Source organism: Actinomadura montaniterrae (assembly GCF_008923365.1).
Lineage (GTDB): Bacteria > Actinomycetota > Actinomycetes > Streptosporangiales > Streptosporangiaceae > Spirillospora > Spirillospora montaniterrae.
Window position 1 is genome coordinate 36,983 of sequence record NZ_WBMR01000058.1, and the last position, 10,769, is coordinate 47,751.

Annotated in this window: 11 protein-coding genes; 6 read left to right on the forward strand and 5 right to left on the reverse strand. The window is 74.6% G+C overall.

Annotated features, from left to right (window positions below; all coding sequences use genetic code 11):
* Positions 1 to 120 precede the first annotated feature (120 nt).
* On the forward strand, positions 121 to 678 hold the full coding sequence (locus tag F9B16_RS20805) for a PadR family transcriptional regulator (protein ID WP_225991810.1): 558 nt from the start codon (positions 121 to 123) through the stop codon (positions 676 to 678).
* On the opposite strand, the gene F9B16_RS20810 is transcribed toward F9B16_RS20805, so the two are convergent.
* Positions 675 to 2,081 (reverse strand): APC family permease, encoded by a 1,407-nt coding sequence (locus F9B16_RS20810; RefSeq protein WP_151541775.1) that lies wholly within the window; start codon positions 2,079 to 2,081, stop codon positions 675 to 677. The genes F9B16_RS20805 and F9B16_RS20810 overlap by 4 nt on opposite strands.
* A gap of 148 nt (positions 2,082 to 2,229) precedes the next feature.
* On the opposite strand from F9B16_RS20810, the gene F9B16_RS20815 reads away from it, so the two are divergent.
* Together F9B16_RS20815 and F9B16_RS20820 are read left to right on the forward strand one after the other, a co-directional pair.
* The gene (locus F9B16_RS20815; RefSeq protein ID WP_151541776.1) at positions 2,230 to 2,871 is read left to right on the forward strand and encodes a TetR/AcrR family transcriptional regulator; all 642 of its coding nucleotides are present in this window, start codon (positions 2,230 to 2,232) and stop codon (positions 2,869 to 2,871) included.
* Positions 2,868 to 3,977, forward strand: a complete 1,110-nt coding sequence (locus F9B16_RS20820; RefSeq protein WP_151541777.1) for a DmpA family aminopeptidase — start codon at positions 2,868 to 2,870, stop codon at positions 3,975 to 3,977. The genes F9B16_RS20815 and F9B16_RS20820 overlap by 4 nt, the downstream gene beginning before the upstream one ends.
* Positions 3,978 to 4,011: 34 nt before the next feature.
* On the opposite strand, the gene F9B16_RS20825 is transcribed toward F9B16_RS20820, so the two are convergent.
* Positions 4,012 to 4,998, reverse strand: coding sequence for a diacylglycerol/lipid kinase family protein (locus F9B16_RS20825; protein WP_151541778.1), 987 nt, complete (start codon positions 4,996 to 4,998; stop codon positions 4,012 to 4,014).
* A gap of 164 nt (positions 4,999 to 5,162) precedes the next feature.
* On the opposite strand from F9B16_RS20825, the gene F9B16_RS20830 reads away from it, so the two are divergent.
* Positions 5,163 to 6,092, forward strand: coding sequence for an alpha/beta hydrolase (locus F9B16_RS20830; protein WP_192808903.1), 930 nt, complete (start codon positions 5,163 to 5,165; stop codon positions 6,090 to 6,092).
* A gap of 40 nt (positions 6,093 to 6,132) precedes the next feature.
* The gene (locus F9B16_RS20835; protein ID WP_151541780.1) at positions 6,133 to 7,020 is read left to right on the forward strand and encodes an amidohydrolase family protein; all 888 of its coding nucleotides are present in this window, start codon (positions 6,133 to 6,135) and stop codon (positions 7,018 to 7,020) included.
* Between the two features lie 15 nt (positions 7,021 to 7,035).
* On the opposite strand, the gene F9B16_RS20840 is transcribed toward F9B16_RS20835, so the two are convergent.
* From F9B16_RS20840 to F9B16_RS20850, 3 genes are read right to left on the reverse strand one after another with little or no spacing between them, the layout of a single operon-like run.
* Entirely contained in the window at positions 7,036 to 8,082 is a 1,047-nt protein-coding gene (locus F9B16_RS20840; RefSeq protein WP_151541781.1) for a cation diffusion facilitator family transporter, read from the reverse strand.
* Positions 8,079 to 8,468 carry an ArsR/SmtB family transcription factor gene (locus F9B16_RS20845; RefSeq protein WP_151541782.1) on the reverse strand — a complete coding sequence of 130 codons (390 nt, stop codon included), beginning with the start codon at positions 8,466 to 8,468 and terminating at the stop codon, positions 8,079 to 8,081. The genes F9B16_RS20840 and F9B16_RS20845 overlap by 4 nt, the downstream gene beginning before the upstream one ends.
* A gap of 23 nt (positions 8,469 to 8,491) precedes the next feature.
* Complete coding sequence (locus F9B16_RS20850; protein WP_151541783.1) at positions 8,492 to 9,634, reverse strand: DUF6777 domain-containing protein; 1,143 nt, start codon at positions 9,632 to 9,634, stop codon at positions 8,492 to 8,494.
* A gap of 133 nt (positions 9,635 to 9,767) precedes the next feature.
* Here F9B16_RS20850 and F9B16_RS20855 point away from each other — a divergent pair.
* On the forward strand, positions 9,768 to 10,769 hold a 1,002-nt coding region (locus tag F9B16_RS20855), incomplete at its 3' end, for a serine/threonine-protein kinase (RefSeq protein ID WP_151541784.1).

Genomic DNA, 10,769 nt, shown 5'->3' on the forward strand with positions numbered 1-10,769 from the left:
CCCGTCCCGGGACCAGTGCCCGCCCGGGAAGGACCCCCTGGCGGGCGGCCGCCGAGGGGGCGTGCCACCGGCGCCCGCCGCAGGCTCTACCCTGAACGTCGGCTCGATCAGGGAAGGGTGATGATGTCGGCGACGCGGCTGCTGGTCCTCGGCGGGGTGCGGCGGTTCGGCTGCGCCCACGGGTACGAGGTCCGCCGGGAGCTGATCTCCTGGGGCTCGGACGAGTGGGCCCACGTGAACCCGGGTTCGATCTACCACGCGCTGCGGCAGCTGGCCAAGGAGGGCCTGCTCCTCGCGCACGACGTGGAGGAGAGCGACGCCGGGCCGCCGCACACCGACTACGAGATCACCGACGCCGGCCGGGAGGAGTTCTTCCGGCTGCTGCGCTGCGCGATCTCGACGGTGGACATCCGGCACCCGGAGATGCTGACGGCCGGGCTCGCCTTCCTGGCCGAGCTGACCCGCCCGGAGGCGATCGAGCTGCTCCGGCAGCGGCTGGACGGCCTGGCCGCCCGGCGCGCCAACGTGATGCCGCTGTACGAGGCGCCGGCGGACCCCGCGCACCTGCACGAGCTGCTCGGCTGGTGGGTCCACTCCGCCGACTCGGCGATGCGGTGGGCGCGCGGCCTCATCGAGCGCCTGGAGGCCGGCGACTACGTGATGGCCGACGAGCGCTAGTCCTCCTGGTCACCCGTCAGCTCCCAGCCGCCGCGGCGGCGCAGGACGAGCGCGAAGTACCCCGCGGACACCGCCATCACCACGACCGTGACGATCAGGCTGGGCCGCCCGACCTCGGGGTCCTTGGCGTTCTGGTAGATCACGTAGCCGAGGGCGGCGAGCGCGGCGACCGGCGCGACCGGGAACAGCGGCATCCGGTACTTCGCGTGCGCGGTCGTCCCGTTGCGGCGCCCGGCGATCACCGCCAGGCAGAGCGCCGCGTACACCGCCACCAGGGACGTGCCGGTGACGACGAGCAGGAACTTCTCGTCCAGGAAGCAGGCGGCGGCGCTGAGCACGCCGGTGACGACCGTGGCGATCCACGGGGTGCCGAACCGGGGGTGGATCGCGGTGAGCGCCCCGTCGATCCGCGGCGTCCAGGTGCCGTCCCGGCCGGAGCTGAAGATCAGCCGGGCGGTCAGCAGCATGATCGCGATCACCGCGTTCAGGATGGCGAGCGCGATCGCCAGGCTGATCACCGTGTTGAGGGCGTGGCCGCCGCGAGCGGTGACAAAGTACTCCATCATCGCGTCCGAGCCCAGCAGCTCCTTCAGGTCGGGCGCGCCGAGCAGGACGGCGGTGACCGGGACCAGCTCGGCCGCGACGGTGATGCCGAGCGCCCACAGGATCGTGCGGGCCACGGCGCGCTGGGCGTCGTGGGTCTCCTCGCCGAAGTACACCGCGGAGCCGTAGCCGTTGTAGGCGAAGATCGCGACGGCGGTCGCGGCGGCGATCAGCCCGGCGGACGTGGCGGCGAGGCCCCCGCCGTCCGCCGCCGCGACAGGGTGCGCGAGCAGGTCGGTGAACGGCCGCTCGACGTGCAGGAACCCGAGGCCGGACAGCACCAGCAGCGCGCCCATCTCGATCGCCAGGAAGACCCCGGTGACCAGGGCGTTGACCTTGATGTCGAAGATCGCGACGACGGTGGCGACGGCGACCGCGAGCGCGGCGACGACCGGGCCGTCCAGGCCGTGGACGAGCACGCCGAGGTAGGTGCCGACGCCGAGCGCGATCACCGCGAGGATCAGCAGCTGGGTGATGAGGATCAGCCCGAGCACGACGAAGCCGGGCAGCCGGCCGAGGGTGCGGCCGACGATGGCGTACTCGCCGCCGGTCAGCGGGTACGCCGACGACAGCTCGGCGTACACGAAGGCCATGAGCACCCCGACGGCGCCCGCCGCCGCGAAGCTCCAGAACGCGCCGGTGCCGGCCTGCGCGATCACCCCCGGGGCGATGATGAAGACCGACGACGCGGGCGTGACGGCGGACAGCACGATGAGGAGCGCGCCGAGGGTGCGCAGCCCCCGGTGCAGGGCCGGGGGCCGGCCGGCGGCGGCCGGCGGGCGGACTTCGGATGCGGCCATGGGGCACCTCCCGACGGAGTTCTTTGAACGAGTATCAAAGAACCCCCGGGCATCGGGTCAAGCGAGATGCCTGTAACATCTCGGTCTCGGATGCGTGCGCGCCCGTCCTGACTTGAATTGTCTGAATGATCTTCGGAGAATGTCGACCATGGCACGACCCAGCAGGGCCGCCGAGAAGCGCACCGAGCTCGTCGCCGCCGCGCGCCGCGCGGTCGCCGAGCGCGGCATGCTCGGCCTGCGGCTGCGCGACGTGGCGGACCAGGCGGAGATGTCGCCCGGCTCCGTCCTGTACTACTTCCCCACGCTCGCCGACCTGCTCCGCGAGGTGCAGCGCGAGGCCGTCGACCGGTTCTGCGCCGCCCGCGAGGACGCCGTCCGCGCCGAGCCCGACCCGCGCCGCCGGCTGGCCGCGATGATCGCCAGCGGGCTGCCGTCCGGGCCCGGCGACGAGCTGTGCGTGCTGCTGTACGAGCTCGGCACCGTCTCCCGCCGCGACCCGGCGTACGCCGCCGAGCACATCCGGCTGTTCGAGCGGCAGGCCGGCGTCTACGCGGGGATCCTGGAGTCCGGCGCCGCCACCGGCGCGTTCCGGCTGACCCGCGACGCCGCCGACATCGCGCGCACCCTCGTCGCGCTGGAGGACGGGTACGGCCTGCACATCGTCAACGCCGTGCCCGCCGTGGACGCGGCGCACGCCGCGCGGCTGCTGCGCGCCTACGCCGCCGACGCCACCGGCCGCGACCCCGGCGACTTCGACCTCGACCGCCGCGACCTGGAAGGTGACACATGACCCGCGCCCGCGCCCTCGGCCTGCCGCTGCCCGGCGACACCGGCCCGCTCAACGCGATCACCGACGTGCCGGGCGTCGAGGTCGGCACCGTCACGCTGGTGTCCGGGGACGGCCCGCTGCGCCCCGGCGAGGGTCCCGTCCGCACCGGCGTCACCGCGCTGCTCCCGCGCGGCCGCACGGGTCTCGCCGACGCGTGCGCGGCCGGGGCGTACTCGCTGAACGGCAACGGCGAGATGACCGGCACGCACTGGATCGCGGAGACCGGCGCCCTCAACACCCCGGTGCTGATCACCAACACGCACGCCGTCGGGCCCTGCCACCGCGGCGCCATCGACTGGATGCTCCGCGAGAGCCCCGGCTCGGAGGACTGGATGCTGCCCGTCGTCGCCGAGACCTGGGACGGCTACCTCAACGACATCGGCGGCGCCCACGTGCGGCCCGAGCACGCCGTCCAGGCGCTGGACGCGGCGCGCGGCGGCCCCGTCGAGGAGGGCAACGCCGGCGGCGGCACCGGCATGAACTGCTACGGCTTCAAGGGCGGCAACGGGACGTCGTCGCGGGTCGTGCGGTACGGCGGCGACGCGTACACGGTCGGCGCGTTCGTCCAGGCGAACTTCGGCTCCCGCAAGGACCTCACCGTCTGCGGCGTCCCGGCCGGCGCGGCCCTCGCCGACGACAACCCGATGGAGGACACCGACTGGCTCGGCCTCGCCGGCGCCGGCTCCGTCATCGCGGTCGTCGCGACGGACGCGCCGCTGATCCCCGGGCAGTGCACCGCCCTCGCCCGCCGCGTCCCGCTCGGCCTGGCCCGCACCGGCACCTACGGGCAGCACTCGTCCGGCGACATCTTCCTCGCCTTCTCCACCGCCAACGCGGGCGCGCTCACGGGCGGCTTCCCGGTGGGGGAGGAGGGCTACGAGACGCTGCGGTTCGTCCCGTGGAACCGGATCGACCCGTTCTACGAGGCCGTCGTCCAGGCCGTCGAGGAGGCCGTGCTGAACGCGCTGCTCGCGGCCCGCACCATGATCGGCCGGGACGGGCACCGGTCGCCGGCCCTCCCGCACGACCGGCTGCGGGACCTGCTCGCGGCGCGCGGCGTGCTCTGACCGGCGGCGTGCTCCGACCGGCGGCTCCGCGGGATCAGGTGTCGTCGAACGTCTGCGGGACGATCACGCGCAGCGCGTTGCCGCGCAGCCGGATCGTCACCGGCGTCCGGCCGCGGACCTCGCCGTCCACGTCCACCCGCATCGGCGGATCCGTCTCGATCTCCACGTGCCCGGTGGTGAGGAACGCGTCCTCGTCCAGCGTCCGCCACGGGCCGGTCAGCACGTGCCGGGCCGTCGCGGACGCCAGCCGCAGCCGCCGCTCGTCGCCCAGCCGGTAGACGGCCAGCAGCCGGTCGTCGGGGCTCGCGTCCCGCGCGATCCGCTGCCCGCTGTGGTGCGCGCCGTTCGCGACGTTCAGCTGGTGCGTCTGGAGGGTGGTCGTCTCGCCGTCGATCGTGATGCGGGCGGTGAACGCCGCGTGCCGGGGCAGCAGCCCCGCCGCCGTCAGCGCGTACGCGGGACGGCCCAGGTACCGCTTGAGCAGGTGCGGGACCTTCCCCGCGACCTGCACCGACAGGCCGAGGCTGACCATGTTCGCGAAGATGTGCTCGCGGTCGGCGCCCGGCCCCTCGCCCTGCGGGTCGCCGGTGCTCTCGAACCAGCCGACGTCCACGTCGGCGACCTTCCCGCCGCCCGGACCGCCCACCGCGACGGTCCGGACCGCGCCCGGCAGGTCCAGCGGCAGCTCCAGGCTGCGCGCGAAGTTGTTGGTGGTGCCGAGCGGCAGCACGCCGAGCGCGATGTCGCGGTGCGCGAGGTGCCCGACGGCCTCGGCGACCGTCCCGTCCCCGCCGCCGACCACGACCAGGTCGGGCTCCAGCGCCAGCACGTCGCCGAACAGCTCGCGCAGCCGGGTCGGATCGGTCACCGGGAAGACCTGGTCGAAGGCGATCCCCGCCTCGTCCAGCAGGCGGCGCGCCCGGCCGTACAGCCGGCGGCCCCGCCGCGACCGCGAGTTGATCACCAGCACCGCGCGGCCGCCCTTGCCGATCGCCGACTCCAGCTCCGCTTTGCTCCGCATCTCGACTCGGTCGCCCTCCACTCGTTCGCGCCACCCTACCCGGCCGCCGTCCGGGAACCCCGGTCCGCTGCTTTATAAACCCATTACTTCGCGTTGAAACATGGCGGGAAGTGGGGACATTACCGGTGAACCACAGCTGAATGACCGGGACGGAAAATATGTCCATGGCCACCGGGGGCGCCGCCCCGTCCGCAGCACCCGCCGACGACGGCGCGACCGTCGTCGGCGAGCACCGGCCCCGCGGCCGCGTCCTGGACCTCGCGGTCCGCTCGCCCGTCCTCCCCGGCGTCGCGCACGCCCGGCTCCTGCTGCCTCCCGGCTGGTCACGGGACGCGCACCGGACCTGGCCCGTGCTGTGGCTGCTGCACGGATCCGGCGCGGAGCACACCGCCTGGACCGACCACGGCGGCGTCGAGGAACTGATCGGGGACCGCGATGTGATCGTCGCCATGCCGGACGGCGGCCGCTGCGGGAATTACACCGACTGGTGGAATCGCGGCGACGGCGGGGCGCCGAAGTGGGAGACGTTCCATCTGGCGGAGCTGCGGCAGATACTCGAACGCGGATACCGCGCCGGAACGCGGCGCGCGGTCGCCGGGAATGGGACCGGCGGGATGGGCGCGCTCGCCTACGCGGCCCGGCACCGCGGCCTGTTCCGCGCCGCCGCGTCGTTCAGCGGGCCCGTGCACACCCTGCACCGCGACCCGCACGGCCTCGACGTCGCCGACCTGGTCGAGCTGACCGTCGCGATCGCCGAGCCCGCCCGCGACTGGACCGACGTGTGGGGCGACCCCGACGAGCAGCGCGTCGTGTGGCGGCAGCACAACCCGTTCGACCTCGCCGACCGCCTCGCCGGCGTGCACCTGCACGTCAGCGCGGGGGACGGGCGGCCCGGCCCCTACGACCCGGAGCCCGGCACCGGCCACGACGTGGTCGAGGCGCTCGCCGGCGCCGTCAGCCGCGAGTTCGCGGGCAAGCTGAAGAAGCTCGGCATCCCGATCTCCACGCACTTCTACCGGGGCACCCACTCCTGGCCCTACTGGCGGCGCGAGCTGCGCGCCGCGCTGCCCGCGCTGCTGGCCGCGATCGGCTAGCGGCTGCGGCGGGCCGGGGGCGTCCGGCTAGGGTCGGGGCGTGACTGAACCTCGTTCGGATTCCGCCGTCCCCGCGTTCTGGCAGGCGCTCGGGCTGCCCGGCATCGTCGACGCGCACGTCCACTTCATGCCGCCGCGGCTGATGAGCGCGGTCTGGGCGTACTTCGACGACGCCGGCCCGCTGATCGGCACCGAATGGCCGATCCGCTACCGGGACTCGGAGGAGGAGCGGCTGGCGTTCCTGCGGGGCCTCGGCGTCCGCGCGTTCACCGCGCTCGTGTACCCGCACCGGCCCGGCATGGCCGAGCCGCTGAACGAGTGGGGCGCCGAGTTCGCCGCCCGCGTCCCCGAATGCCTGCAGACCGCGACGTTCTACCCCGAGCCGGGCGCCGCCGCCTACGTGCGGCGCGCCCTGGAGTCCGGGGCCCGCGTGTTCAAGGTCCACCTGCAGGTCGGCGGGTTCGACCCCCGGGACAAGGAGCTGGACGAGGCGTGGGGGATCCTCGCCGACGCCGGAGTGCCCGCCCTGGTCCACGCCGGATCCGGCCCGGTCGCCAACGGGTTCACCGGCCCCGGGCCGTTCGCCGGCGTCCTCGCCCGCCACCCCCGCCTCACCGCGATCATCGCGCACCTCGGCGCGCCCGAGTTCGACGGCTTCTTCGCCCTCGCCGAGCGGTACGGCGGCGTCCACCTGGACACCACGATGACCTTCACCCGGTTCGCCGGCGGGCTCGGCACCTTCCCCGAGGCGCTCCTGCCGCGGCTCCGCGACCTCGGCCTGGACGGCCGGATCCTGCTCGGCACCGACTTCCCCAACATCCCCTACGAGTACGCCCACCAGCTGGAGGCGCTGGCCGCCCTCGGCCTCGGCGACGACTGGCTCCGCGCCGTCTGCTGGAACGCCGCCGCCGGGCTCTTCGACCTCTGACGCCGTCGCGGGCCGTCAGTGGTCGCAGGGGGCCGAGCCCGCGTGCTCGTGCGGCTGGTCGGCCTCGCCGACGTGGCGGGGGCCGTGCGAGTCCTCGCAGTGCCCGTGCCGGGACGGGCCGTCCACGTGATCGACCTCCAGCGTCGTGTGGGTGATCCCGTACGAGTCGCGCAGCACGTCCTGCATGTCGCGGCGGACGGCGTGGCAGTCGCCCTCCACGTCCACCAGCACGTGCGCCGACAGCGCCGGATAGCCGGACCCGACCTCCCACACGTGCAGGTCGTGCACCTCCTCGACGCACGGCCGCTCCGCCAGCCGGGCGCCCAGCTCGGACGGGTCGATGCCCGCCGGGGCCGCCTCCATCAGCACCCGCCCCGCGTCCCGCAGCAGCCCGTACCCGGCCTTCAGCATCAGCGCCGCCACCACCAGCGACGCGATCGCGTCCGCCCGGGCGAACCCGGTCGTCCAGACCACCAGGCCCGCGATGGCGGTGCAGACGAACGCGAACAGGTCGTTCAGGATGTGCTGGAACGCGCCTTCCACGTTCAGGCTCGTCCGGTTCGCGCGGCTCAGCAGCCAGGTCGCGGCGAGGTTGACCACGATGCCGGCCAGGGCGGTCCAGAACACGAACTGCCCGTGCACGTCCGGCGGGCTGATCAGCCGGTGGACGCCCTCGTAGACGAAGAACGCCGCCAGCAGGATCAGCGTCAGCCCGTTCAGCTGCGCCGAGAGGATCTCCGCGCGGCGCATCCCGAACGTGAAGCCGCCCTGCGGCGGGCGCGCCGCGATCCGCATCGCGACCAGCGCCAGCGCGATCGCGAACGCGTCGGTCAGCATGTGCGCGGCGTCGGAGAGCAGGGCCAGCGACCCGGCGATCAGGCCGATCGCGACCTCGCCCGCCATGTAGGCGACGATCAGCGCGAGGGCGCCGCCGAGCAGCCTCCGGTCGGCGCCGGCGGAGATGCCGTGCCCGTGCCCGTGTCCATGCCCGGGGCCGTGGCCGTGGCCATGCCCGTGCCCGGGGCCGTGCCGTTCCGGCTCGTTCTCCGGCTTCGCGGTCATGCGCCTTCCTCCCCGTGGCCGACGTGGGCGAGGGCGAGATCGAGCAGCATCCGGACGTGCGAGTCGTCGAGCCGGTAGTAGGCCATCCGGCCGGCCCGGCGGACCCGGACGACGCGGTTGGCGCGCAGCAGGCGCAGCGCGTGCGACACCGACGACTCCGACTGCCCGCAGGACGCCGCGATGTCGCACACGCACATCTCTCCCCCCTCGAGCAGCGCGGTGATCACCCGGAGCCGGCCCGGGTCGGACAGCAGCCCGAACACCTGCGCGAGCTCCCCGACCGTCTCCGCGCCCGGCATCGAGGCGGAGACGAGGGCGACCTTCTCGGCGTCGACCACGCGGACGGCGCACGCCTCCGCGGGGACGACGTCTGAAGCACTGCTCATATGTGCAAATGTAGCACCACAGGTCAGAACGCCGCGGGCGACCCCGCCGGGGACCCCTCCGACGGGCCGGGCGGCGCCATCGAGATCACCGGGCTCTGCGGCTCGTCACCGGGCGTCCCGGCCCCGCCGGTGGCACCGCCCGTGCCGCCGTCGCCGGTGCCGTCGCCCGTCCCGGTCCCGGTGCCGGTCGTGGTGCCCGTGCCCGGTTCGCCGCCGGGCGACACCCCCGGCTGCGAGATTTCCGGCCCGGGCGACCCGGCGCCGGGCGACCCCGGCCCGGAGGTCCCCGGCTCCGGCGACCCGGGCTCCGGCGACCCGGGATCCGGCGACCCGTCGCCCGGGACGGGGGAGCCGGAGGACCCGTCGCCCGAGTCGACCGGCGCGGGGGAGTCGCTCGGCGGCGCCGTCTCGGTCGGCGGCAGCGGCTGCGGCGGCCCGTCGTCGCCGCCCGCCGTCGCGCGCGGCCGCTCGAAGCCCATCGTGGCGCCCGGGTCGACGAGCACGAAGACCGTGATCGTGCCCTTCCGGGAATCCCGCGGCCGGATCCGGGTCACATTCCGCTTCTCGAATCCCGGCCACTTTCGGCCACTGTACCGCGCGTTCGACGTTTTGATCTTGCCTTCCGGCGCGGTCAGCGGATTACCGCAATTGCACTTCACCGCCGGCATGCCGTAGCCATTGACCAGGACCCCCATTCCGGCCTGGAGGACGGCGGCGGCGCTCGTCGCCCTCCCGTCCCGGTAACCGTGGTTGGTCACCAGGGTGTCGGTGCGCAGCAGCACCGGCGTCAGCCGCGACACGTACCGCGCGATGTCGCTCACCGGGATGCCCTGCACCCTCGCCCACGCGCGCGCCTTGTCCGGGTTGGCCTGCAGGAACGTGACGAGCCTGCGCTGGTCGCAGCTCGAGATCCGGCGCGTCCCGCCGTACAGGCCGGGCGCGTCGCCGTCCTTCGTCCCGCCCCGCGCCGGGCGCGTCGTGACCTTCGCCTGGTCGGTGTTCGCCGCCAGCGTGTACGGGTCGGGGCCCGGCGAGCCCACGGTCAGCCGGGTGATCGCGGCCCCCGCGTCCCCGCAGCCCGCCAGCGTCCCGGCCGCGAGCACCAGCGCGCCGGCCGCCGTGATCACGAGCCGGCCCCGCGCCATTCGTGAATTGATCTCGAGCATGCGTCGTCTCCCGCTCCGGGTGGTGCGAACCTATACTCTTGGATGCCGGGCGGCGCCGATTTGTGCCCGGGAAATCACGGAATTCTCGGGGCCGGCCGGCGGCCGGTATTACGGGAACCTGACGGGGGTCACAATGGCGAGCCCGCTTCCCCTCACCGCCGCGGATCCCACCCGCCTCGGCGGCTACGAGATCCTCGGGCGCCTCGGCACCGGCGGCCAGGGCGTGGTCTACCTCGGCCGCCCCGCGGGCCCCGCCGCCGGTGGCGCGCCGCCGCGGGTCGCCGTCAAGCTGCTGCACGCGCAGCTGCTCGGCAACGCCGCCGCGCGCGGCCGGTTCGTCCGCGAGCTGGCGCTGCTGGAGCGGGTCGCCGGGTTCTGCACCGCGCAGGTGCTCGCCGCCGACATGGACGGCGACCGCCCCTACATCGTCAGCGAGTACGTGCCGGGCCGGTCGCTGCGCGAGCTCGTGCACGAGCGCGGCCCGCGGGCCGGCGCCGACCTGGACCGGCTGGCGATCAGCACGGTCACCGCGCTCACCGCGATCCACCGCGCGGGCGTCGTGCACCGCGACTTCAAGCCGCAGAACGTGCTCATGGGCCTGGACGGCCCGCGCGTGATCGACTTCGGCATCGCCCGCGCGTTCGACGCCGGCGCGACGATGACCAGCCAGGTCGTCGGAACCCCCGCGTACATGGCGCCCGAGCAGTTCGCGGGCCGGGTGTCGCCCGCCACCGACCTGTTCGCGTGGGCGGCCACGCTGCTGTTCGCCGCCACCGGCCGCGACCCGTTCGCGGGCGGCGCGCTGCCCGCCGTGATGTACCGGATCATGCACGAGGCGCCCGACCTCGGCGCGCTGCCGGGGCCGATCGCCGAGGTCGCCGCCGCCTGCCTCGCCAAGGACCCGAAGGCCCGCCCGACCTCCGAGGACGTCCTGCTCCGGCTCCTCGGCGACCGTCCGGGGCCGCCCCATCCGCGCCTCGAACCGTCCGCCGCCCGGGGCACGGAGCCCCTGCCCGAGCCGACGGCCGCGACCTGGACCGGCGCCGCCCAGCCCGGCGTCGCGCAGCCCGGCGTCGCGCAGCCCGGCGTCGCGCAGCCCGGCGTCGCGCAGCCCGGCGTCGCGCAGCCCGGCGTC